The organism is Bradyrhizobium sp. CCBAU 11430 (assembly GCF_028128855.1).
Lineage (GTDB): Bacteria > Pseudomonadota > Alphaproteobacteria > Rhizobiales > Xanthobacteraceae > Bradyrhizobium > Bradyrhizobium ottawaense.
The window spans coordinates 213,137-237,348 of sequence record NZ_LBJV01000072.1; the positions used below are offsets into that span (position 1 = coordinate 213,137).

Sequence of the window (24,212 nt, forward strand, 5' to 3'; positions counted from 1 at the left end):
AAATGTCCCGGCTGAACGAGCAGCGCCCCAGTGCCCGCCAGGAACTCTCGCCGCTTCATTCAATCCTCATCGCAGATTGAGGACGACGGGACGCAGAGTATCACGTCTCGATGGTTGTTGCACTTGCAGGGGATCGATTAGGCGGTATGGGCGCAGGTCCGCTTAGGGTCAAAACGCGAAGAACTCAGGTTGAGCAAATCTGGTCCGCTCTGGCTCAACGAGCGGACTACCGACCGCCGAGGCGCAACTTCGCCGATGGGCCATCACCGGAAGTCGCAGGTCTTCGCCTTTCACGTGAGTTCCTCGAGCAGGGCCTTCGCTTCCTTCAAATCGCGGGTATCGAAGCCTTCGGTGAACCAGTCGTAGATCGGCGCGAGCAGTTCGCGAGCCTCGTTTCGCTTGCCTCGATCGCGCCAGAGCCGCGCCATGCTCATAGCGACGCGCAGCTCGAACGATCTTCCCCGCTGCTTGCGGGCGAGTTCGAGAGCTTGAACAAGGATTGCTTCCGCTTCCATGGATGCTCCGAAAAGCAATCGGAGTTCGCCTTCAATTCTGAGCACGTCGGCCTGCCAGAGATATTCGCCTGTGTCGGCTATCAGCTCGGTGGCTTTTCTGATCGCGCTCAGGCTACCCTGCATATCTCCTGCGCGTGCTTGCAGGACCGCAAGGAGTGAATGGTAGTGCGGAGAATGAAACCGAACCTGTTGTTCGGCGGCATGTATTCCGTGTTTCATTAGAGCAATGCCGTCTTCCAGCCGCTCTGCACACCCGATTGCCCAACCGCTCAGTATTTGACCGCAACTAATGGCCCAGAGCGGCACGCGCGATCCAAGTTGTGCGTTCAGGTTTTCAACGTAGTTCTTGACGTCGGCCATCTTGCCGAGCAACACGGACAACTGTGCGCCAGCATAGATGCCAACGATACCGCTCGTATTCGCGTGGTTTGCGTCAAGGGCATGTTTAATTGCCTTCTGGCGTGCTGCGACTGCCTGGTCGGGGTATCCCAAGGCCCATAGGCTCAGTGCCAGATAGGCAAGGCCTGACGAGTGCGGATCCGCGAGGTAAAGCACCGAAAGAGCTTGGTCCATTTCGATCCTGTCGATTGCAAGGATCTGTTCCAGCTGTGCTTTCGCGGCCTCGAACTCGCCCATTTCAAGCAGCGACGCGCCCATGGCGCGGTGCGCGATCAGTCGCGCCGCGCGGTCACCGGTGTGCGCGGCCAGCGATTGGCAGCGCTGCGAATACTCAAGTGCCTTCGGGATCCTGCCGCTCGCTATGCAATAGGCATACTGCCCGTAGAGGCTCGGCAACAGGTGCTCCGTGTCGCCCAACTTTTCACACAAGGCGATCGCGCGATCGCGTGCAGCCCCCACGAGTGGGTTGCCATAGCCATGCTGAGCCGCCAAGGGCGTGCCCAAGGCGAGCTGGAATTCGAGTTCCTGCTGATCCTTCTGTGTCGAATGCGGCAGCATCATTAACATCTCCAGGCCCCGTCTGAGATGACGCACGGCCTCCTCGTCGGCGGAGCGCCCCGCCGCACGCCGCCCGGCCTTCAACCAATATGAAATCGCGATCTCTGCCTCTCCGGCCTCCGTGAAATGGTGCGCCAGCAGCTCGGGTTCGATGCTGCCAAGCTCAGGAAAGAGCTGTTCGAGCGCTTTGCCAATCCGTGCATGCAGCTTGTGACGGGCTCCGCGCAGCAATGTGCTATAGGCCGCATCCTGCACTAAGGCGTGCTTAAAGCTGTATTCCGCGTCTGGTGGCATTCCGCGCCGGAAAATCAATTCGGCAGATACCAGCTGATGGAGCGCTTTATCCAGTTCAGCTGAGTTCCGCTGCGCTACGGCCTGTAATAGTTCGTAGGAGAACTCTCGACCGATGGCAGCACTCACCTGCGCCACCTCTTTCACGGGTGATCCGAGCCGATCAAGGCGCGCCATCAGCGAGGCGTGCAGAGTGGCCGGAATTGCAAGCGCCGTCGCTGAAACACGCGAGAGTGCGGTTTTGGCGCCGCGGTCATCTGCCTCCAGCACCGCCTTCGTCAGCTCCTCGAGAAATAGCGGCACCCCATCCGTGCGCGCGACAATCTCCGAAACGACATCACTCGTTAGCGTCCCTTCGCCGATGAGCTGCTGAACCAACGCAGCGCCCTCGCGCCGGTCGAGCCGGTCGAGGGACAGCATTGTGACGTGCGCCTGCCCCGCCCAGATGCGCTCGAACTCGGGACGGAATGTAATAACCAGCAACACCGGTAGATGCTGGACCCGCTCGACTACAAGGTCGAGCAGTTCGCGCGAGCTGGGATCGATCCAGTGCACGTCCTCAAAGAGCATCAACACCGGTCGTTGCAGCGCTAGACCATGGAGCTGCCGAAGCAGCGCCTCGAAAGTTTTTTCCTTTTTGCCCCTAGGCGTTAACTGGAAAGGCAGAAAACGGCCTTTGAACGGGATCGATAGCAGCTCAGCCAGCAAGGCCTGATCCTCTTGCGGAGGTGAGGCCGGCGCTAACAGCGCCGCCAATTTGTCAAGCTGCTCCTCCGGCGTATGTTCGCGCAAAAATCCGGCAGCGCGCTCCAGCTGTGTAACGATCGGATAGAACGCACTGTCGACGCGCTGCGGTGAGCAAAAGTACCTAAGGCTGGTGTGCAGCTCGATTTGAAGGCGCTCCTGAAGCGCCGCTATCAATCGCGACTTGCCGATACCTGGCTCACCAGCAAGCAGTACGACCTGACCTTCACCGCTCGCCGCCCGCCGCCATCGCCGTAGCAGAAAATCGAGTTCTTCTTGCCGTCCGACTAGCTCGGTCAGCCCACTTCCGTGGAACGCCTCGAAACGGCTTTCCACCGAACTCACTTGTAGCACTGCCCAGGCTCGCGTCGGCGCATCGATGCCCTTGAGATCGTGCAATCCGAGGTCCGCCAAATCGAACAGGTTCCCTAGCAGTCTCCGCGTGCTCTCAGCTATGACCACCGCGTTCGCTTTGGCGACGCTCTGAAGCCGTGCAGCAAGATTTGGGGTCTCGCCGACGATCGCCCGCTCCTGTGCCGATCCCGTGCCGATCAAGTCGCCGACGACGACCAGGCCCGTCGCGATACCGATGCGGGTTTGCAGCGGAACTGAAAACTCGAGCGCACCAACCGCGCCAATCGCTTCCAATCCTGCGCGAACGGCTCGCTCAGCGTCGTCCTCGTGAGCCTGCGGGTAGCCGAAATAGATCAGCACGCCGTCGCCCATATACTTCGCAACGAAGCCCCCGAAGCGGCGTACCGTATCGGCGATGCACGTTTGATACGCCGAAATGATCTCGCGCAGGTCCTCTGGGTCCATACGTGCGGAGAGCGACGTCGAACCGACTAGGTCCGAGAACATCACGGTGACTTGGCGGCGCTCGGCGGTGTCCTTAGTGGTTTTACAGGTTGCCGAAGAAGCGTCGGATAGGGGCGCCCGTGCGCCCGCTTCAGCACGCAAGGCGGCGATGGCGTCGAGCAGCTTGCGGCGATGCCCGACAATTCCGACACCAAGGTCCTTCAAGTCCTCCGCCGTCAGGTTCGGCAGGACCGTATCGTCGATCTCATTCTCGCGGAATGCCGCCTCATATTGTTCGAGGCCAAGCCTCCGTAGCCAACCTCCCAGGTCCATGACGGCGGCCCCAGTTCGCCTAGAGCTCCATCATTCCCCCGGCGAGGCAGCCTGTCTAGGGAAATGACCGGTTTGGGTCAAACTGCGAAGAACTCTGGCCGAGCAAATCCCGTCCGCTGTGCCAACATGAACTGACCTCAGCGCCCAGCGGCGTCACTTCGCTTTCAGGGTCAAAGCTACCATCGGACCACCATGGCCCATCGGTCCAGTCTGACTCGGGAAGCGGACCCCCGCGCGCTGGGCTGAAGTCATGCACTGGCCACTTCCGGACGCCCGCATCGCAAAAGGAAACCCTATGCGGTCCTCAGCGGTGCGGCGAGCGCCAGCGCAGCCACGGCATCCGCTATTCCCGGCGAATCTGCATAGGTAACCATGTGACCGGCATCCTCGACCAGATGTAGCAAGGAGCGGGGCAACGCCTCGTGCAGGCGGCGCGACTGGTCGGCCTCGATGAGCCGGTCACCCTTTCCGTGCAGGATCCTAACGGGACACCGGATGCCCTGATACTGAAGCTGCAATTGCGCGGCAGCAGGAATAAGGAACGCGCTCTCCTCGGCGGCCGCCCTCAACTGCTTGGGCCGGAGAGCCAACGAGATCGGAAATTCATTCTTGAATTTCGGCGGAATGGCACGCGGCGCGAACAGCGTGCGCATCAGCTTCGGCGCAATAGCCCACGATATGATCGGCGAGATCGTGTAGCGCATCAGATCCCCGAGCAGCGGCAGTGCCGGACCTGACATGAGCCAAAAGTCCATCCGTGAGGTTGGAAAATAGTAGCCGGACACAAGCACGAGCCCACTCACGGCATAACCGCTTCGCAGCGCCAGCGCGATTGCCACCAGCGTTCCCCAGGAGTGGCCGAGCACCACGGGATTGCGCACTCCAAGCTGATCAAGAGCCTTCGCGAACAAGGAAGCTTGCGTCGTAGGCGTCCAGATGCGCGTGCGCGGACGGTCGCTGTAGCCAAACCCTGGCCGGTCGAAGCAAACGACGCGATGGTCGTGGGCCAGGCGGTCGACCAAACCGCTCAGGACGAGATCCTGAATCATGGTGCCGTTCCCGTGAAACAGGACCACGCAAGGCGCAGCGGCATCGCCCCGTTCGATATAGTGAAGGCGCACTCCGTCGCAATCGGTAAAGACGCCGATAGGCGGATTCTTTCGCTCCGCTGTCACCTGAAACGCGATGTTGCCGAGGATCAGAACGACAAGTCCCGCCAAAACGATCAGCAGAACGGCTTCTGTTGTGGACATCGTGTCAACCTACATTCCTGATCGCGGGTCCCTCGGATCGGCGGCACCGAGCCCGCTCTGGGTTGTTGTGAGCCGCGCTCCCCAGCCGAAAGCAAGCAACCGTGATCGGCGCGTGCGTGATTCGCGTTTGCGTCCATCCTTTGCCGCAGCGGGTACGGCTTGCAGTTATCGTCCCGGCAGAGCCGCGAGCTCTGGGGCCGGCTTGATGCGCCAGAACGGATATGCCGCCAATTCTTTCGAATGCTGCCCGAACATCTCGGCCCGTCTGCTTGTAAACTCGGTAATGACGGCGAAAAATTCAGTTGGTGACCCGATCGTCGCAAGTCTCAGGCCGAAATCAAAAGTGAACTGCACGTTGGCCTGGGCTATCTCAAGAAGCTTTGCTTGGTACGCCTGCATGTTTGCCGTGGCTAAAGCGAAGCCTTTCATTGGATCGCTGCCGATCATTCTCTGACTGAGGTCACCTGGCAAGGCATCCACCCGAGGCTCAATGACAGGAACCTCGTGTCCAGGATCATCATGAAGCTTAGGAGGCGGTTCAATCGAGGCTGCCGCAGCAGAGCGAAGAAATTCCTCTTTCGGGCTTCTAACAATGGCCTGCTTGTTCCGTTGGGCCCGCGCGGCCATTTTCGGATTGCGGGCGCGCTTTGACGCTGGTGCCGGTTTGCGTTTGCTCATCTGGCGCTCCAAGAACATGAGGGTGCGACCACAACGGTCATTTCTGAACGGACAACAGGCTTCGTGATGTGGCGTTCCAAACCCGCGCATTGTTGGAGACCCGCATGAACTGAGATCAATCGCACGTTCTGCGACTGGACGATGATTTCAGGTAGCAACTCCAACCAACAAACGTCTAGCTGGCGATCTTCCAGACCTATGTTCGACGGGCGTTGGCCTGAGAACAATGAGCTCTTCGCTCGTTGTGCTCTCCAAAGACCGCTTTAAGTTGCGGCAACTACGCAAGCAGTCATGCCTTGATCGCGAGACTTCCTCGAAGCGAGCCTTCGGAGGTCAGCATCGGCCCTTGATAGACCGCATCGCTGGAGCAATTTGAATGCTCTGGTCACTAGCAGTTCGTGGTGAAGGCGAGAGGAAGGGCACGACGTCATCCGTGTGACTGACGGCGAGGGCATGGTGCGCGCGGCGAGTCGCCGACGTCTCATCACGGACCTCAAGCTAAATGGGGCATTGACGGATGGCAGATCGCCGAACGTTGCCGGGAGGATGATCCCAAACTCCCGGTGATCTTTGAGACCGATTTCTCGCCCGTCGCGCCCCGCCCGGTACCCCCTGATGTTGCAGCAGCCCTATCGTCCGGAGGACGTTGTCGGTGCCGGTAGCTTCGGATCGGGCGGTGAAGCCAGATTACCCACCGAGCGAATGCTCGAGGAAGAAGCGCAGCATTTCCCTCGTCGCATCCGGCCCCTGCGGATCAGTGTAGGTCCCGGCGGGACTGCCGCCTGACCACGCGTGTCCAGCGCCATCGATGTTCCAGTGTTCGGAGATCGCCCGACCGGCCCCGTCGATCAGGACGGTGCGAGTATAGGCATGGCCGTGGGGTACGCGTCCGCGAAGTACCTTCGTCGTCGGCCTCGTTGCCCTGGTGGACTGCTCGATTATCTGATCGCCATTCTTTGGATGCACCGTGGTGTCGCGATCGCCATGGAAAACGATGGTCGGCACAGAAGTTTTGCCGTCCGCAATTGCCTTGGAGCCGCCTCCCTGCCGCATGGCGACGAACGCGGAGGGAAGATCGCTCGCGGCTCCGCACGCGAGGCCTGAATGAATACCGACCGCCGCGTACAGGTCGCTATACGTTGCGCCCATGATGGCGGCGGCGGCCCCGCCGGCCGACAGACCCGCGACATATACGCGCTTCGGATCGATCGCATGGTCGCGCATGATCTGGCGGGTAATGCCGGCGATCATCGAGGGCTCGCCCCCGCCGCGGCGCTGGTCGCCCGTGCGAAACCAGTTCCAGCACTTCGATGGGTTGGCTCCGTTCGGTTGCTCAGGATAGACCACGAAGCAATTCTGCTCTTCCGCCAGGAAGTTCATCCGGGTGCCGGCCGCGAAATCGTCGGGCGACTGGGTGCATCCATGAAGCATGACGATCAGCGGAAGCCGTCGTCCCTCACAGCGGCTTGGGATGAACAGCTTGTAGGTCCGGCTTCCCGCGGCGTTATTGAAGGTACCGGCGATAAACCGTGTGCCCTCGGGCACCATGTCCGACGGGGACAGAGGAGCGCGTGCGATCGGACTTCGCAGGCCGAGCCCGGAAAAATCCCGCATGCCGTCGAGCGGTGAGGAGCGCCTGCGTCGCTGATCAGAGCGGGCCGGCGAGATCTGCGGAGCTTCCCGCTCCTCGACGACGTCGGCCGTAGCGTCGATGGTAAGCGGATCGAGCCCCGGGAGCCGAGCCTGAGCGGCGTTGCGATGCTCTGGTTTTGGAGCGCTACCGCCGCGGAGCATGCGCTGCAGGAGCGCGGTGGCCTCGACCAGTTGGCCGGCACGCGTGAGGCGGGTTGCTTCGCGGATTATGACTTGATTCAGCATCGTTCACCTCGTTCTGTCGGCGAGAGCGGCCTTGACCGCGGGAGTGGCGTGAAGGGCCCCCAGCACCGAGACCGACGCGATTGTGGCGCGAGCCAACTCGGGAGTGACGTCCTGGGCGATGGTGGCTAAGCCCAAAACATTGATCTGCAGCATTTCGCCGGCGCGCCGCGCCGCTTCGAGATCCTCGCGAGTGTAGTTGCGCAGCCCGAGGTCCAGGTTCTTCCGGGCCGTGGATCGTCTGACGACCTCTACGTGGCGCTCGAGCTGGTTCCGGATTGCTGTCCGGATAAAATCGGTCCGGTTCGAATAGAACCCTTCCTGCACCATGAGATCGACATGACCGAGGTCGACATAGCCAAGGTTGATCGTGATCTTCTCGGTGTCGGGGGCCTTGGGTCGCAGCTCGCGCACATTATCGGCCATGGGTACATCCATTATTACCATCCATATGGATGGTCTATGGATGTTATCTAGATGCTCCCGGGCGCCTTTCAAGGGCGCGGCGAAGGACCGCTTTGGGTCACAAGCAGCGCCCGCCTATTTGGTCAGGCGGCGTCCGGCTTCCCTCAAGCAGGAGACATGACGATGGCTCTCTTTGGCTCTCTTTGTGCTTAGGTCGCGGCCGCGAACACACCATTTTCCGACGACGACGTACGGTCTGCAGAAGCAGCACCGACGTTAACCCTGTCGGCAAATGATTCGCCGTAGGTCGGCAATCGCCGACAAGTTGCCTTATTGCAGCGGAGAATTTTCAGCGGCACTAACCCCGGGTTAGAGGCGCTTTATGCTGAAAATGGCGTTGTTGGGCCTCCTCATCCTGTTGAGTGCAGGGGTGCTGTCCGCAATGGAGCTGAGCGCTCCACCGCGTCGCGCCGTCGCGATCGCCCCGCCCCTTGCCGAGCAGAGCGCAACCGTCTCTGCGTCACCTGACACGTTGCCGAAGGCCGATCGCCTCGAGGTTGCCGCTGTGAGCAGCGCGATGCCGACACAAATTGCTCCGGTCGAGAACCCCGTTGCTCCGCAAGACATCCAAGTCGATTCGACCGCGCCGAAACCGATCGTCCGTCATCGGCGCGATGCGAAGACGATCGCGACCGCCGAACGTCCCAAGCCGAAGCCAAAGGCAATTGTTGCCAAGCGAGCTGCCAATGCTCAGCGTGCAAAGGCCGCCAGCGAGACCGAGCCCTGTCGACTGAAGGCGTTCGGTGGCCTACTCAAGGCATTGAATTTGACCGGTTGCGAAATCTGAGGCCGCTTCCGGGCACGTCAGATCAAAGTCGAACGACCTGACGTCGTGGTGCGAACCCGGGCCTGCTTCCTCCCAGCACTTACGGCCACACGCCTCGCCGCCATTTTTCCCTCGGGCCAACGTCTCGCAAATTCTTCCGGTCATGCATACCTAGCCCTCATGAAGAAAATCGGCTTTCTCTCCTTCGGACACTGGACCCCCTCGTCGCAATCGCAGACCCGCTCGGCCGCAGACACCCTGCTGCAATCGATCGAGCTTGCGGTCGCGGCCGAGCAACTGGGCGCGGACGGCGCCTATTTCCGGGTGCATCATTTCGCGCGCCAGCTCGCCTCGCCCTTTCCGCTGCTCGCGGCGGTCGGCGCCAGGACGAGCAGGATCGAGATCGGCACGGCCGTGATCGACATGCGCTATGAGAACCCGCTCTACATGGTGGAGGACGCAGGCAGCGCCGATCTCATCGCCGGCGGCCGGCTGCAGCTCGGCATCAGCCGCGGCTCGCCCGAGCAGGTGATCGACGGATGGCGCTACTTCGGCTATCGGCCCGCTGACGGCCAGAGCGATGCCGACATGGGCCGGCGCCACGCGGAAGTCTTTCTCGACCTGCTCCGTGGTGAAGGCTTTGCCGAGCCCAATCCGCAGCCGATGTTTCCCAACCCGCCGGGGCTCTTGCGGATCGAGCCGCATGCGCAAGGCCTGCGCGAGCGGATCTGGTGGGGCGCCGGCTCCAACGCCACCGCGGTGTGGGCGGCGAAGCTCGGCATGAATCTGCAGAGCTCGACGCTGAAGAACGACGAGACCGGCGAGGCCTTTCACGTGCAGCAGGCCGCGCAGATTCGCGCCTATCGCGCGGCGTGGAAGGAGGCCGGCCACACCCGTGAGCCCCGCGTCTCCGTCAGCCGCAGCATCTTTGCGCTGATGGACGATCGCGATCGTGCCTATTTTGGCCGGGGCGGCGAAGGCGAGGACCAGATCGGCTTCATCGACCCGCAGACCCGGGCGATCTTCGGCCGGAGTTATGCTGCCGAGCCCGATGCGCTGATCGAGCAGCTGCGCCAGGACGAGGCGATCGCGGAGGCAGACACGCTGCTGTTGACGATCCCGAACCAGTTAGGGGTCGATTACTGCGCGCATGCGATCGAGGCGATCCTGAAACATGTCGCACCGGCGCTGGGGTGGCGGTGAGTCGGGCGGCAGTCTAACCATCAGGACGATTCACAAGAGCCGGGCCGATCAGAGCGCGTCAAGCTGGCGCCTCGTGACTTGGGCACGAGCTCGTTTCGGGCAGCTCTTTTCCAGATGAGTTCAACCGCCGCTGAGGCTGTGGCTGATCCGCGTGACAACGCGGTCCCATTGCCGCTTTTCGGCCGCGGGATAATTGATCAGCACGCAGTGCACATAGCCGCGCGAAAAGTTGCAGCGGTCGTACCAGATCTTGTCGCGCTTGATGCTGGAGACGACGAAGAAATTCGGGGCGACACGCTTGTAGATGATGCCGGACGGCGGACTCTTCGTGGCCAGGAATGCAGCCGGCGAAAGACCCTGGCTGTTGGAAACGGCCTGTACGGTGAGATCAGCTCTGCCGTCGGAGGTGCGAAATTGCTGGCCGAAGCCGTCGGGCTTGCCTGCCAACTCCGTGAAGAGCGAAACGGGAATGTCCACCGATGTTCCGGACTCGGCGATGCGGTAGGCCGTCCAGCTCTCTGCCTGGGCGGCAGACAGCGTGGCAAGGAGCGCTGCGACAGCTGCGAATGTCGTCTTCATGTCCACCTCATCACTCGCGCGGCACCAGTTGCAGCTCCATCAAGGCGATCCTTTGCAGGTTGGCGACGTTGCGCTCGCCCGAGGCGGCCGTGCGCAGGATGGATTCGGCGAGCATGTTGACGTGCGAAGCTTGCACGGGCTCCGGCAGGCTCGCAACCGCGGCTTCCAGGGCGCCCGTCATGATCGCGATCACCTCGGGTGAAAATTCAGCGTTGGAGAAGTTCTTCATCGTGCGGAGCCGGCCGTTTGTGCTGCGACCCGCGAGACCAACGCCGGGAAAAAGTGGAAGTTCCTGCGTCAGAGCGTTCAGGTGCGCGCGCCTGACGCTGAGCTACGCCACGGACTGGTAGCCGGTGAGCTGCTCGACTGCCGCACCCTCGCGGGCGACGGCCTGCATTCTCACATGGCTGCCGATGACGAGGCCGGTGAGCGAGAGCATGAGCCCGAGCGCGAGTGGCGCGAACAAGGCCTCTTCCTGGAACAATCCGTTGAGCAGCACGACCATGACGCCGAAGCCGGCGAGACCCTGCGTCAGATAGCCCGATGAGGCGTAGAGGCGCCATGCCCTAAGCGCCATCGCGAAATAGAAGGCCAGCAGCACGAAGGCGCCAAAGCCCATCTGGTACAGGAGCACGCCGATCGCGCTCTCGACCGCGCCGTCGATCGTCCCGGCGGCCTGTGCGGCACTCCAGTCGATGGAAAAGTAGCTCTCCGACAAATTGCCACCAATGCCGAGGCCCCGGCCGAAAGGTTTCTGCACGAATCCGTCCAAACCACCCATCAGTCCAATGACGTGATAGTCGCCGATCTGCAGCCCGAGGCGGATCGCCAGAACCGCGAAGGCGGCCATGCCGAGGAAGCCGAGCAACAACGTCACCACGGCGCCGATCAGACGGGTCGCGATCCAGGCCGCGACCACGAAGATCACCACGATGAGTGCGCCCTTCACGCTGCAAAAGATCAGCAGCGGCAGTGCTGCGAGGGCCAGCAGCGGCCGTCCCACCGAGAACAGGAACAGGGCGAGAAAGCCGACGCCGTAAGCAAAGCTGATCGGGTGCATGTTCGGACCGTTGATGCGCAGCATCTTCGACAGGCCGAACCCTTCGAGCAAGGGCGTGTTCAGAAAATCGAAGCTGAAGCGGTCCTTGAGGTCGACGGGCACGTTGCCGGTGGCCCGCATCTGGGCTTCCCAGACACCCGAATGGGTCGCCTTGAGCTCGTCGAAACCCCAGAACGTATAGCTGTTGGTGATGGCCAGCCAGAGATCGCGGAAGACGAGTTCGACATACCCGCACAGCAGAAGGATGACCGCGAGCGTCACCAGGAACGGGGTGATGCGCACCTCATAGGTCGCGGCCGTCAGAAGCGAGAGCTGGAACAGGAACAGCGGCAGCACGATATTGCGCAGATAGACCGCAGCCGGCTGTCCGTCCTGGATGAAGCCGATCGCGAAATACAGCGACACCACGGCGAGGGTGACGACACCCCAGCGCATGATCTGGTTCACCTCAGCCGATTGATTCCTCTGGCCCAGCACGTAAAGGCCGAACGTCGCCAGCCACATCACGGAGCAAACGAGGAAATTGTAGCCCTTGATGAAGTCGAGATCGGACGGCAGCGGGACCAGCGGCGACAGGATCGAGACGAACAGGTTCTGGAAGAACAGGACGAAGATGGCGATGGCCGGCGCGTAGGTCGGGACCGCCAGCACGATGGCGATACCGATGAGGACCTCGACCACGATGGCCAGGGCCGGATAGGCCAAATGCAGGACCGGAGCAAAGCCGATCGCCGCCACGGCGATACAGAGTGTCGGAACCAGCTCGCGCCAGGCCGGCGGCGATGGCTCGGCCGGCACGGTCTGAACCTGGGTTAAGTCACCGGCCCCCATCAATCGTCCTTTGGCAGCGCGCGTCGAGCACGATAGCGGGGCGATGTGAAAGGATTCCTTAACGATAGCGAACCGGTGCGATGTCAGCGCCGGCCGGGCCGGGGCGCGCCGAGCAGCGCCCGCATCACGTCGGGATCGGGCCTGCCGGTGCTGCGATCGACGAGGCCAAAGCCCTGCGCCAGCTCCCAATGCGTCCAGCCCCAGCAATGCTCCCTGGCATAAGCGGTGACGTCCGCCAGCCAGCGCAACCGGCTTTGTCTCGGCGCGCCGGCTTTCAGCACGCCGAACTCGTTGACGATGATCGGTCGCTTGAATTGCTGCTGCCATGCGAGCGCCGGTGCGAGCCAGCGATCGGCCTGCGGCTTGTCCTTGGCGGCGGCGATTGCGACGTCGAGCATGCCGAGCGCCTGGGTCGCGCCCCTCGCCTGCAGATCCTGGCGCAGCGCCTGCACTTTGGGATCGCCGGCATTGATCGGATAAGGCAGATCGATGATGTCGTGCAGCGGATCCTTCGCATCCCAGTGGGCCTGATGGGTGAACACCATGGGATCATAGAAGTGGATGGCATAGACGATGTCGGGATCGTCCAGCGGACGAAACCGCGGCAGCGAATCCGCGCGCTGCCAGTTGACGGGGCCGACGACGAGGGTCGTGGCAGGAAGCAATTTGCGGACGAAGCCGGCGAGCGTCTCGACCTGCCTTTGCCATGTGTCGGCGTCGATATCGGGCTCGTTGAGCAGCTCGGCGAAGACGCGGTCGGCCGGATAGGAGCGAATGACCTCTGCAAGACCGCTCCAGGCGTCCTGCATCTCGCGCAGCGCCGCGTCCGGATCCTCCTTGTGCAGGCGATTGAAGCGCTCGCCGGGATGAAGATCGACTGACGTAACGTAGCCGAGTGCGGTGAGCTGCTTCAGCGCCTTGTCGAGCACACGCAGCGTCTCGTCGCGCTCGGCCTTTGCAGCGAAACGAGGCATCACGCGCTCTGCCGGCACCGGCAACCGGACGTGAGTCATTCCAGCGCGGCGCAATTGCTGCAGCAATTCGCGGCTTGGCACCTCACCGTTGATCCAGCCGTCGGCATTGAAGCCGCGCGACAGTGCAGCGAGCCTCTCCGGCGCAACCGTCTGCGGCACGGGCACGCAAGTGTCGGCGAAGGCCGGCGCTCCGAATGAGATCGACAGCAGCATCGCAGCAGTCAGCCAACGACGGCGCGACGCTGTCATCGTCAAACCGCAAGACCCAATGCGCCGTCCTCGGGGTGCGGCGCCTGCGAACCCGCAGGCGCGTGATTGACGACCAGACCCGTCGGCACGGCCTCATACCGCGACAACGCCGCGGTCACCCGGCGCATCGCCGCCGAACCGAGCTCGCCGGCGCGCGCCACGAGGACGATCAGGTCCGCATGCGCCGCCAGCGCGATGGCGTCGGGCTGCAAGGCGAGATTGCCGGCATGGACGATGATCAGATCGAACTCCGAACGAATATCGTCCTCGGGCCTCGCGTCTGCCTTTCGGCCGGCACTGAGAAGCTCGTCGATCGACTGAAGTCCCGCCGTGGTCGAGCCGTCGTTCCATTCGGTCACCGGCGGCTGGTGACCTGCGAATTCCGGCTGCAGCCGGATCAATACGCTCATCATGCCGCGGTTCACGGCGGCGCGATTGAGCGAGCGCGCAACGGTGTTGCCGCCAGCACTCTTGCCGACCGACAGCACGAGGGCGACCTTGCAACCGCGCACCGGCACGCGATCGATCCGCTCGAGCAGCGGCCGCAGATAGGCGCCGAGATCGAGCTCGACCGAGGCGGCGATCGGACTTTGCCAGACGGTGTTGGTCGCAGTCCCGGACGCCAGATCAGGAATGCGGGCCCAGACGGGAAGGCGCGGCATCGCCTCGGGCCGGGGCGCGGCAGCGGCGGAAGGCTGGACTTGAGTTTGGGCTTGCTGCTGGACTTGCGTGTCCTGCGCCCCCGCATGCACGGCGGCCTCGGCAGGCCCAGGCCCGCCGGACATGCTCGTCATCGCCGCTGTGGCGGCGGTCGATGTCAGCAGCGAGCCGATCCCCAGCGCCGCCAGCAGCAAAGCGAGCGGCGGACGGGTCGAGCGCAACGGCGGAATGGCGGGCGAAGCGATCTTGGTCTGGGAGTTTTGCAGCTGACGCTGCTCATTGGTCGTCTTGAACCGCGACAGGAACTGTTCGTAAATGTTCCTGTTGGCATCGGCGTCCCGCTGCAGCTCCTGCAGCTTCACCAGCGCCTGGCCGTCGACCAGCATCTGCGTCTCGACCGCCTTGAGCTGCTTTTCCAGCGCGTTCTGCTGCTCCAGCTGAGCCTCATATTCGGACTTGGCGGTGTCGATGTTCTTCTTCCGCTCGACCTCGATCTGCCGGTTGATATCGGCCAGCTGGCTGTAGGAGATCGCGAGGTCGGGATGGCGCTCGCCGTACACCGCCTTCTTCTGCGCGATCTGGTCATTTAGGGTCGAGCGCTGCGCGCGCAGCATGCTCAGCAGGTCCTGCTTCACGGGACCTTCGACATTGGCCTTGAGATCGCGTTGCACCTGCTCGTAGCGCGCCTTGGCTTCCTCGGTGCGAAGACGGGCGGCGGAGACCTGCTGATTGAGATCGGTCACCCGCAATTGCTGCGTGGTTGAATCCTTGCCGGCATTGAGGATCTTGTGCTCGAGCCTGAAGGCGGCGACGGCGTCTTCCGATGCGCGCAGCCGCTCGTTCAGCGTCTTCAGCCGGTCCTTGAGCCAATCGGCCGCCTCGTCCGTGGCCTCGGTGCGGACGCGGCCCTGGCTGGCAACGAACGCCGCGGCGATGGCGTTGGCGTAGTAAGCGGCCCGCTCGGAGCGGTTCGAGGTGAAGGAAATGGCAATGACGTAAGTGAGCCCGCGCCGCGTGATCTCGAGGCGGTTACGGAATTTCTCGAGCAGGCGCGTCATGTCGGTATGACCGCCCGCGATGTCATCGTCATCGGCGATCTTGAGCTGCTCGATCAGGGGGCGGAGAAAGCCGTCCGATTTGGCGATCTCGATCTGGCTCTGAAGCGCCGCGGCGTCCTGGCCGATGCCCGGCAGCACCTCCTGATCCGAGGTCACGCGCAGCTCCCGGGGATCGAGCACGACCAGGGCGGTCGCGGCGTACCGGACCGGCAGAATCATCAGAACGACGACGCCGAGGGCGAACAGCGCCACCGCCAGCGTCAGAATGCGCCGGCCGTTCTCGCGCAGGAAAGACAGCACACCGGTGACGGTCAGCGATCCCTTGATCAGCGCCGGCGCGGCGCCGTCAGGTTTCATCCGCGCAGCCCGCGGCGCTTCCCACGAAGCCGCAGGCTCCGTCGGGGCGATGCTTCGCGGAGTTGCGCGGCTACCGAACGCCATGGGCTCGACTCGAAATCAACTGACAGTCACAGTTCAGAGGCTTTCGACACCGTAAATATCCATGGTTAACCGGCGGTTACGGCCGGCGCGCGAAGCCGTCATGGCAAATGCCTGCGAACCGGCCCGTTCAGGCGGAAAAGAACGGCTTGGATGGTCTGCGTGCCGGGCCTGCCGCACTGGCAGCCAGCGGCGCCCTCGGCGTGGCCGGCCGCGCGCGCTCGACATCGCCAAGCAGGCAGGACCGCAAGGTTTCGATCTCCGGACAATCGGCAGTGCCAAGCGGCCCGATCAGGAAGCCGCTCTGCAGGGGCTCGCACCTGTAGCCGGGACAGCGCTGCACCCTGTCCGCAATCACGACGTCGACCTTGCCTTCGAGCAGCTCGTGCAGCCCCGCCGGTTGGCTGATGCGAATGGCGAGCTGGGGCTCGGCCCGGCGGAACTGCGCCAGGCGCGCCCGCAACGCATCGATCGCAAGACTGGCGTGGAGCCCGATATGCAGCAGGCTTGTGACGCCCTCGGGCTTGAGCTCGGCGGTGGCCTCGGCAAGACAGCGAAACGCCTCCCGGACCCGCGCCAGATAGGTTTCGCCGGCAGCGGTCAGAATGATCTGCCGTGTCCGTCGCTCGAACAGCTGCACCCCCAGCCGCTCCTCCAAGAGGCGGACTTGCTGGCTGACGGCACCGGCCGTGACGTGCAGCTCGTGAGCGGCCTGCTTGAAGCTGAGATGGCGGGCGGCGGCCTCGAAGGCGCGCAGGGCATTGAGTGGCGGCAGCAGATACGTCATGGCCGGCTCCGGGCGATGCGGGAAGCCGGCAGGATGCATGAGTTTCGCTCGCTCGACAAAAGAGAAATCCTGCTTTGTCGCCGCTGACGGCGAGCGATACCCCAGGGCCGATCCTAGCCCAGCCCGAGGAAACCTGTCGCAGTGCCACCCGAAACGCCGTCGATCGAAAACTTCTATTCCTGGATTCGCCTCACCGTCTCCATGGCACTCAGCACCCTGGGCTGCGTCGGCATGTGGTCGCTGGTCGTGGCATTGCCGGCGGTGCAGGCCGATTTCAACGCGCCCCGCGCCGAGGCAACGCTGCCCTACACGCTCGCCATCATCGGCTTCATGATCGGCGGCATCGTCATCGGCCGCCTGACAGATCGCTTCGGCATCCTGCCGCCGCTGGCCGGCGGCACGGTCCTGATGAGCCTCGGCTACGTCCTCACCGCCTTCGCACCGAGCCTGTTCGTGTTCGCGCTGATCTCAGGTCTCACGATCGGCCTCGGCGGCGCGGCCAGCTTCGCGCCTTTGGTCGCCGACGTCTCGCTGTGGTTCGACAAGCACCGCGGCCTTGCCGTTTCCCTGGCGATGGCCGGCAGCTCTCTGGCCGGCGTGGTCTGGCCACCGATCGTCCAGCACGCCATCGCCGCGTATGGCTGGCGGCAGACCCATATCGGCATCGGCCTGTTCTGCCTGGCGACGATGCTGCCGCTGTCTCTGATTTTGCTGCAGCGACCCCTCGCCCGCATGGCCGCACGCGAAGCCGCGGGCAGCGGCAGCACGATGCAGACCATCGGCCTGCCCCCTTCCGTCACCCAGGGCCTGCTGGCGTTAGCCGGCATCTGCTGCTGCGTCGCCATGGCGATGCCGCAGGTCCATCTGGTCGCCTATTGCGGCGACCTCGGCTACGGCTCTGCGCGCGGTGCCGAAATGCTGGCGGTCATGCTCGGCTTCAGCGTGGCGAGCCGCTTTGTTTTCGGCTGGCTGTTGAACCGCATCGGCGGCCTGCCGACCTTGCTGCTGGGCTCGGCGATGCAGGCCATGGCACTCGCGCTCTATCTGCCGTTCAACGGGCTGGTCTCACTCTACGTCGTATCCGCCATTTTCGGCCTGGCGCAGGGCGGCATCGTGCCGAGCTATGCGGTGATCGTCCGCGAGCTGTTCCCGGCGCGGGAAGCCGGCTTCCGCGTCAGCCTCGCCATCTCGGTCACGCTCGCCGGCATGGCGCTGGGGGCCTGGATGGCCGGGGCGACCTACGACTGGACCGGCTCCTACGCTTCGGCGCTGGTCAATGGCATCGCCTGGAACATCGTGAACATGGCGATCGCAGCCTGGCTGCTGCAGCGCCAGCGTCGGCATGTTGTCGGCGTCGTCGCCGCCGCGCTCAGCTGATGTTCAGCAGGATCCGCCCCGATGTGCCGCTGCGCATCAAATCCAGCGCGTCGTTGACGTCGTCGAGCGCGAACTCGTGGGTCACGATCCCGCGGTAGCTCACCTTGCCGGCATCGCTCAGGCGAACGAGACGCGGGATATCGCGCGCCGGCTGGCACTGCCCGCCTTCCGAGCCCTTCAGCACCTTCTCGAAATGTAACGGCAGCGTGTAGATCTCGGCCTTCTCGCGGGGAACGCCGACCAGGATGCAACGGCCTTTCTTGGCCGTGATCTCGTAGGCGAGCTCGATCAGATTCTTGACGCCCGTCGTCTCTACCACCTTGTCGGGCCCGTCCGAACCGGTGATGGCGCGAACCGCGGCAGCGACATCCTTGACCGCTTCGGAGTTGATGGTGTGGGTGGCGCCGAAATCCTTCGCCATCGCCAGCTTGTTGTCGAGGCGGTCGATCGCGATGACGGGATAGGCGCCGACCATCGCGGCAAATTGCACGATGTTCAGCCCGACACCGCCGACGCCGAACACGACGACGGCTTCGCCGATGGCGATCTGCGCGTCGTTGTTGACGACGCCGAGTGCGGTCGTCACCGCGCAGCCGAGCAGTGGCGCGCTGGTGCGGTCGATCGAGGCGGGAACGGGCGTGACACGGTTCTCCGAAACCACGGCATATTCATTGAAGGTGGTGACCCAGCCCGCATTGAGGCGCTTGCCGCGCCAGGAATAGGCCGGCGTATTGGACTGGATGCCCTTGCCGGGCCGCCAATGCATGACGACGGTGTCGCCCTGCTTGCAGGAGACCACGCCGGGTCCGGTTTCGACGATCGTGGCGAGCGCTTCGTGTCCCAAAAGATGCGGCAGGAACTTGTCGACGCCTTTGACGGCGTCGATCTCGTTGATCTGCGCGCCGCAGATGCTCGACGTGTGCACGTGCGCGAGCACCTGGCCGTGTTCGAGCCTGTCGGGCAAGGTGAACTCGTCGACGATCAGCGGCTTGCCGGATTCGACGAGAATGGCCGCCTTGGCAGTCTTGATGTCCATGAGGAGCGCCCGATCACTCGAAATAGATGAATTCGTAATCGCCGGTGTAACCGAGCTTGCCGTAGAGCCAGATCCATTCCGACGTATGCAGGATCGACTCCGCCGTCAGCGCCCAGCATTCGAGGTTGTGCAATTCGGCGACGTTCCGGTAGCCCTCGACCATGACGTATTTGTTCTTGCCGACCCGCTCGACCTCCTTGAGCGCCGCTTCGAGCTCGTACAGCCGAAGATTGTGCAGGGTGCCGAGCGAGATGACGAGATCGAAACTGTCGTCGCCATAGGGGTAGATGTCCTGGGCGCGATAGTTGAAGAGGTAGGGCTTCACCTGCTCGTGTGCATTTTCGAGGCCGTGCTTGGAGATATCGAAGCCGACGACCTTCAAACCCGGCAGGATCTTCTGCATCTCGTACAGCAGAAAGCCCTTGCCGCAGCCGACGTCGAGCACGCTGGAGCCGTTCTTCAGGCCATAGGTCTCGATCAGCGCCTTGGCGACCGGCGCCCAGCGCCCCTCGATGAAGCGGTAGCCGCCATAGCCGAAGCGGCGGTCGCCGTCCCAATAGTCGGCCTCGTATTCCCGCGCTTTCAGCGAGCAGCCGATCTTGTCGTCGTTCATGCGGCCCATGTAGTCGCGCTTCGTCGCCGTATGCAGCGGCGTCACGATATTCAGTAGTCGTCCCATTGAGCCCTCAGATTCCAACACGCGCTGCGATTGCCGCGACTGGCCGGGGAGCCCTGAGTCGCGACTTGCGAGTCGTTCTAGCATTGGTGGTCGAGATCATCATTGCTTCAGATCAATGATGGGGAATCCTGAGACGAGACCGTCAGCCGCCGGCGGAGGTTCCGTTGCTGGCAGCAGAGCCGTGGACTCTGAAGCTCGCATCGCCGCCAAATCCAAATCATAGACTGCCGGCGACGGTTCGATCGCTCGCGGCTGTGCGGTTTCGCCGCAATGGTCGCCGTGAAATGAATCACTATAGTCAGGATGTCATGGCATATGTCGTCGACATAGATGCGCGCACCGCGCGCTTTGGTCTTCACGCCGGCCGCCTCCAAGCAGGCGGTTAGCCGGACGGTGCTTGCGCCGTCCGGGCTCTTTTCCAGCTTTCGTGACCTCGCCCTGAGAGGTCGTCTTGAAGCAGAAGGAGTGTGCCGTGCTGCCTCTTCCAAAAATCGCGCTCGCCGCATCGGACTATCCGCGACTCGAACGGCTTGCCCGCCTTGCCGCCCAAAAAGGCGATTTGGACGGGATATTCCTCATCAGTGAGATCAACCGCGCCGACATCGTGCCGAACGATTGGGACGATCTCCGTTCGCGCGTGACCGTGGGATCATGGGTCACCTGTTGCACGAACTGGGGCGTTCCGCGTCGCATCGTGCAATTGGCCTGGCCCGAGGAGTGTTGGTCGGATCCCGCCCGCATTTCGGTCCTGACACCATTGGGGGCTGCCTTGATCGGCCTGCGGGTCGGCGACCAAATGCCATACATCCTCGCCGGCTGCCTGAACGTCGTCAGGGTTCAGAACGTCACCCAATCAAGCCCCAACGTCGTCCCGCTCTTCCGGGCTCATCGGCGCAGCAAGCCGCGCGATGACGATCCCGGACCAACTGCAGCATAGGAGATTTCAAATGCACAACTTCGAAGCCGAGATTTGGCGCGACCAGCCGGCGTTGCCACCGATCAAGATCACGGAAGACGAATCGCGACGTCTGAGCTCGCTGGCGAATTCGACCATGGATCTGTTTCCCCGTGTCGCGCAGTTTCTGGCGCGCGAACTGGAGCGCGCGTCGGTCGCCGCAGAGAACGATTTGCGCGGCGTGGTCAGGATGGGCTCCAAAGTAACCTATCGCGATGACGAGAAAGGTGCCAGCCGGGAGATCGTGCTGGTCTATCCGCACGAGGCGAACATCGAACTCAACCGGGTCTCGATCCTGACGCCTGTTGGCGCGGCCCTGATCGGCCTCTCGGTGGGGCAGCGGATCGAGTTCGAGACGCCGGACAAGCGCACCAGGGGGCTGACCGTTCTGGCCGTCTCCGAATGAGGGCTGTCATCCGACCGAGCAGAACACTCTAGCGAGGCCAGATAGAAGCGGAGCGTGCTTGCGCAATGTTTCGCGATGCGCAGGCACCCTCCTGCTGTCCTATTGCACCTCGATGTTGGCGTCCTTGACCAGCTTGCGCCAGCGCTCTTCCTCCTGCCCGACATAGCGATCGAGCTGTTCCGGAGCGCCGCCGACCATGATGAGGCCTTCGTTGGCCTCCAGCTTCTTGAAAGCACCGGACTGAACCGCCTTTGCGATCGTCTGATTGAGACGCGCAATCACCGGAGCGGGCGTCTTGGCCGGAGCGTACAGTCCGTACCAGGATTCGGCGGCGTAGCCGGGAACCCCGGCCTCGGCGACTGCAGGCAATTGCGGAAATGCCGCCGAACGTTCGGCGGACGTGACAGCCAGCGCCCGGAGCTGACCTGCAGCCACCAGCGAGGCCGCGCTCGCCACCGTGGTGAACATCACGTCGATCTGTCCCCCTAGGAGATCGCTGATCGCAGGCGCCGCGCCCTTGTAGGGCACAGCGGTCATCTTGACCTTCGCCATCGCATTGAACAGTTCGCCCGCGAGATGAGCCGAGGTGCCGGTGCCGAACGTTCCGAAATTGAGCTTGCCGGGATTGGCCTTGGCTTCAGCGATCAAATCCGAGATCGAGTTGATCTTGGAGGCCGGATTGACCACGACGATATTGAAAGACCGCGCGATCAGCGAGACCGCCGCGAAATCCGTGTGCGGATCGAACGGCAGCTTCTTGTACAGGCTCGGGTTGACCGCGTGCGCGAAGGTCGCCATCAGCAGCGAATAGCCGTCGGGCTCGCTGGTGGCCACCGTCTGGGTCCCGATGATGGTCCCGGCGCCCGGCTTGTTCTCGATGATGACGGACTTGCCGAGGTCCGTCTGGATTTCCTGCGCCGTCGTTCGCGCGATGATGTCGGTCCCGCCGCCGGCTGCGAAGGGCACCACGATCTTGATGATCTTGTCGGGATATTCCGCGCGCGCCGGCGAGGCGCCCAGCCCGGCGACCGCCAGCACGACGGCACAAGCGAGGATGGCGAGGTTCAGCCAGCGCCGCACGGCGAAGCCGTTCCCGCGCGCGCCGTCGTGATTGATGATTCCGCCACTGGCCATCTGGAACTCCATCCGATTTTGTTCAGGCATCGAGAACAACCAATCCGTCTGCCGCCTTCACGCCCCGGCCCGCCGGCAGCACGAAGACCGGATTGATTTCGGCCTCGACGAGGTGATCGCCCAGTTGCGCAACCAGGCGCGAGAAAGCGACGATCGCTTCCGCGAGCGCTTCGACATCGCATTTCGGCCGGCCGCGAAAACCGTCCAGCAATGGCCATGTGACGAGATCGCGCGCCATCGCGAGGGCGTCGGCATGGCTGAGGCCGGCACCCGTTGGCAGCAGGCGCATCGTCGTGTCCTTGAACAGTTCGGCGGTGACGCCGCCCATTCCGAGGAGGATGGCCGTTCCCAGGGGATCGCGATGCATTCCGAGAATGATCTCGACGCCGCCTGAAATCATCTCCTGAACCAGGAATTGGGCGGGCCGCGTCCCGACCTTGGCCTCGACCTCGTCCGCCATCTTCATCAGGCGGCTGCCGATGGCTTCGGCGGTCAGGTTGACCGCGACGCCGCCGACATCGCTCTTGTGCGCGATCTCGCGCGAGAGGATCTTGAGCACGACCCGGCCGCCGAGGTCGCGCGCCGCCTGCTCGGCTTCGCGCGCCGTCGCGACCACTTTCTCTGCCACGACCGGAACACCAAAGCGGGCGAACAGCGCTTTGGCCTGTGCTTCGTCGAGCGATCCCGCCGGGAAGTCGCTGACATCGACCGCCGTCAGGGGCGAGGTGGGTGTCTGGACCTGCTCCGGCGCTCCGGCCCGCAAGAGCCCGTCGAGCGCAGCCGTGCAGCTCTCGGCGGAGGTGTAGGCCGGGACGCCTCGGCGGGTGAGGACGGAAACCACCTTGGGCGCGTAGGGGCTCACATAGGCAATGACGGGCTTGTCGCTGAGCGGCAGGCAGTCGTGGATGGCATCGGCCATCAGGCCCGGCGATCCCACCGCTGACGAGCCGGCAATGACGACCAGCGCATCGTAGGAGGGACTTGCGAGCAGGATGCGGATCGCGGCACGAAGCAGATCCGGCTGCAGACCGGCCAAGGTCACATCGATCGGATTGCGATCGAGATTGGCTTGCGGTCCCGACTGCAGGGCGCGCAATTGCGCGGCAGTCTCAGGGTCGGGGGCGGGCGTTGCAAAGCCGGCGACGCCGAGACTGTCTGATACGATCGTGCCGGCGCCGCCGGTCGAGGTGAGAATCGCAACACGCCGGCCGGACAGCTTCCGTCCCGCACCAAGGGCTGCGGGAATGTCGAGCAGGTCTTCGAAGGTTTTGGCGCGGATCACGCCGAGTTGCCTGAACAAGGCGTCATACATGCGGTCCGAGCCGGCAAGCGCGCCGGTGTGCGAGACGGCCGCTTGTGCGCCTGCCTCCGATCGACCGATCTTGAAAGCGACGATTGGCTTGCCGGCGCGTCGCGCTTTCAGAACCGACTCGCGAAAGCGAGATGGATTGCGGATCGCCTCGACATAGAGCGCAATGACGCTGGTTGCGCTGTCGCCGGCGAGAAAGTCGATGAAATCAGCGAGTTCGAGATCGGCTTCGTTGCTGGTCGACACGAGCTTCGACAGCCCGACACCGCGCGCCGCAGCGCGCGACAGCAAGGCTCCGAGAATACCCCCGCTCTGCGAGATCAACCCAATGGATCCCGCCGGGAAGTCATCCATCGCCAGCGCGCCCGACGCCGACAGCACGATATTGTCGGTGAGGTTGACGAGGCCGATCGTGTTCGGCCCGAGGATCCGCATGGAGCCGGCGGCTTGCATGAGCTGTTGCTGGCGCGCGGCGCCTTCCGCCCCGGCTTCGGTGAAACCGCTGGCGAGAACGATCGCGGCGGCAGCCCCCCGCTCGGACAATTCGCGCACCGCGATGTGCGCGCGCTCGGCGCCGAGCAGGACAAGACCGACATCAGGCACATCGGGCAGCGAGGCGACGTCGGGGTAGCAGGTCAGACCGCCGATGTCCGCGACCTTCGGATTGACGGGAAAGATCGCACCCGCAAAGCCATGCTTCCGGAGATAGGACACCGGGCGCCCCGACGTCTTGCTCGGGTCCGCCGATGCACCGATGACAGCGACGCTACGCGGCCGGATCAGGCGTTCGATCGCATCCATG

The 24,212-nt window shown here is 63.4% G+C and carries 20 protein-coding genes; 5 read left to right on the plus strand and 15 right to left on the minus strand.

The features are described from left to right. Nucleotides 1-290: 290 nt before the first annotated feature. The 5 genes from XI04_RS33990 to XI04_RS34010 all read right to left on the minus strand — a co-directional run bounded on the left by XI04_RS33990 (nt 291) and on the right by XI04_RS34010 (nt 7,870). Entirely contained in the window at nt 291-3,638 is a 3,348-nt protein-coding gene (locus tag XI04_RS33990; RefSeq protein WP_095425083.1) for an adenylate/guanylate cyclase domain-containing protein, read from the minus strand. Between the two features lie 293 nt (nt 3,639-3,931). After that, nucleotides 3,932-4,891, minus strand: coding sequence for an alpha/beta fold hydrolase (locus tag XI04_RS33995; protein WP_038947369.1), 960 nt, complete (start codon nt 4,889-4,891; stop codon nt 3,932-3,934). Nucleotides 4,892-5,056: 165 nt separating this feature from the next. Next, the gene (locus XI04_RS34000) at nt 5,057-5,569 is read right to left on the minus strand and encodes a phasin family protein (protein WP_038972264.1); all 513 of its coding nucleotides are present in this window, start codon (nt 5,567-5,569) and stop codon (nt 5,057-5,059) included. 687 nt (nt 5,570-6,256) lie between these two features. Then, a complete protein-coding gene (locus XI04_RS34005) occupies nt 6,257-7,447 on the minus strand; it encodes an extracellular catalytic domain type 1 short-chain-length polyhydroxyalkanoate depolymerase (RefSeq protein WP_271610223.1) in 1,191 nt (396 codons plus the stop codon). Between the two features lie 3 nt (nt 7,448-7,450). Further along, on the minus strand, nt 7,451-7,870 hold the full coding sequence (locus XI04_RS34010; RefSeq protein WP_038947367.1) for a CopG family transcriptional regulator: 420 nt from the start codon (nt 7,868-7,870) through the stop codon (nt 7,451-7,453). Nucleotides 7,871-8,231: 361 nt separating this feature from the next. Here XI04_RS34010 and XI04_RS34015 point away from each other — a divergent pair, with 361 nt between their 5' ends. Together XI04_RS34015 and XI04_RS34020 are read left to right on the plus strand one after the other, a co-directional pair. Then, nucleotides 8,232-8,696 carry a hypothetical protein gene (locus tag XI04_RS34015; RefSeq protein ID WP_028140807.1) on the plus strand — a complete coding sequence of 155 codons (465 nt, stop codon included), beginning with the start codon at nt 8,232-8,234 and terminating at the stop codon, nt 8,694-8,696. A gap of 159 nt (nt 8,697-8,855) precedes the next feature. Then, on the plus strand, nt 8,856-9,878 hold the full coding sequence (locus XI04_RS34020; RefSeq protein WP_038972251.1) for an LLM class flavin-dependent oxidoreductase: 1,023 nt from the start codon (nt 8,856-8,858) through the stop codon (nt 9,876-9,878). A gap of 120 nt (nt 9,879-9,998) precedes the next feature. Here XI04_RS34020 and XI04_RS34025 read toward each other — a convergent pair whose 3' ends face one another. From XI04_RS34025 to XI04_RS34050, 6 genes are all read right to left on the minus strand, one after another. Next, nucleotides 9,999-10,457, minus strand: a complete 459-nt coding sequence (locus tag XI04_RS34025; RefSeq protein WP_038972252.1) for a hypothetical protein — start codon at nt 10,455-10,457, stop codon at nt 9,999-10,001. A gap of 10 nt (nt 10,458-10,467) precedes the next feature. Next, nucleotides 10,468-10,686, minus strand: coding sequence for a hypothetical protein (locus tag XI04_RS34030; protein WP_271610224.1), 219 nt, complete (start codon nt 10,684-10,686; stop codon nt 10,468-10,470). A gap of 102 nt (nt 10,687-10,788) precedes the next feature. Further along, a complete protein-coding gene (locus tag XI04_RS34035) occupies nt 10,789-12,348 on the minus strand; it encodes a hypothetical protein (RefSeq protein ID WP_271610225.1) in 1,560 nt (519 codons plus the stop codon). Nucleotides 12,349-12,431: 83 nt separating this feature from the next. Then, complete coding sequence (locus XI04_RS34040) at nt 12,432-13,571, minus strand: glycoside hydrolase family 5 protein (RefSeq protein WP_028140812.1); 1,140 nt, start codon at nt 13,569-13,571, stop codon at nt 12,432-12,434. Nucleotides 13,572-13,573: 2 nt separating this feature from the next. Further along, nucleotides 13,574-15,730 (minus strand): exopolysaccharide transport family protein, encoded by a 2,157-nt coding sequence (locus tag XI04_RS34045; RefSeq protein ID WP_271610226.1) that lies wholly within the window; start codon nt 15,728-15,730, stop codon nt 13,574-13,576. 127 nt (nt 15,731-15,857) lie between these two features. Continuing rightward, nucleotides 15,858-16,514, minus strand: a complete 657-nt coding sequence (locus tag XI04_RS34050) for a LysR family transcriptional regulator (protein WP_271610227.1) — start codon at nt 16,512-16,514, stop codon at nt 15,858-15,860. A 201-nt stretch (nt 16,515-16,715) separates the two neighbouring features. On the opposite strand from XI04_RS34050, the gene XI04_RS34055 reads away from it, so the two are divergent. Next, nucleotides 16,716-17,891 (plus strand): MFS transporter, encoded by a 1,176-nt coding sequence (locus XI04_RS34055; protein ID WP_271610237.1) that lies wholly within the window; start codon nt 16,716-16,718, stop codon nt 17,889-17,891. Here the strand turns inward: XI04_RS34055 and XI04_RS34060 are convergent. Together XI04_RS34060 and XI04_RS34065 are read right to left on the minus strand one after the other, a co-directional pair. Then, a complete protein-coding gene (locus XI04_RS34060) occupies nt 17,884-18,927 on the minus strand; it encodes a zinc-binding dehydrogenase (protein WP_038947359.1) in 1,044 nt (347 codons plus the stop codon). The two genes, XI04_RS34055 and XI04_RS34060, sit on opposite strands and share 8 nt — an antisense overlap. A gap of 13 nt (nt 18,928-18,940) precedes the next feature. Further along, nucleotides 18,941-19,606 (minus strand): class I SAM-dependent methyltransferase, encoded by a 666-nt coding sequence (locus XI04_RS34065; RefSeq protein ID WP_028140817.1) that lies wholly within the window; start codon nt 19,604-19,606, stop codon nt 18,941-18,943. Nucleotides 19,607-20,078: 472 nt separating this feature from the next. On the opposite strand from XI04_RS34065, the gene XI04_RS34070 reads away from it, so the two are divergent. Further along, a complete protein-coding gene (locus tag XI04_RS34070) occupies nt 20,079-20,543 on the plus strand; it encodes a GreA/GreB family elongation factor (RefSeq protein ID WP_240536439.1) in 465 nt (154 codons plus the stop codon). Nucleotides 20,544-20,553: 10 nt separating this feature from the next. Further along, entirely contained in the window at nt 20,554-20,967 is a 414-nt protein-coding gene (rnk, locus tag XI04_RS34075; protein WP_049801940.1) for a nucleoside diphosphate kinase regulator, read from the plus strand. A 99-nt stretch (nt 20,968-21,066) separates the two neighbouring features. On the opposite strand, the gene XI04_RS34080 is transcribed toward rnk, so the two are convergent. Both XI04_RS34080 and XI04_RS34085 read right to left on the minus strand, forming a co-directional pair. Continuing rightward, nucleotides 21,067-22,101, minus strand: coding sequence for a tripartite tricarboxylate transporter substrate binding protein (locus tag XI04_RS34080; protein WP_038972267.1), 1,035 nt, complete (start codon nt 22,099-22,101; stop codon nt 21,067-21,069). A gap of 22 nt (nt 22,102-22,123) precedes the next feature. Then, nucleotides 22,124-24,211 carry an acetate--CoA ligase family protein gene (locus XI04_RS34085; protein WP_271610228.1) on the minus strand — a complete coding sequence of 696 codons (2,088 nt, stop codon included), beginning with the start codon at nt 24,209-24,211 and terminating at the stop codon, nt 22,124-22,126. Nucleotide 24,212 lies beyond the last annotated feature (1 nt).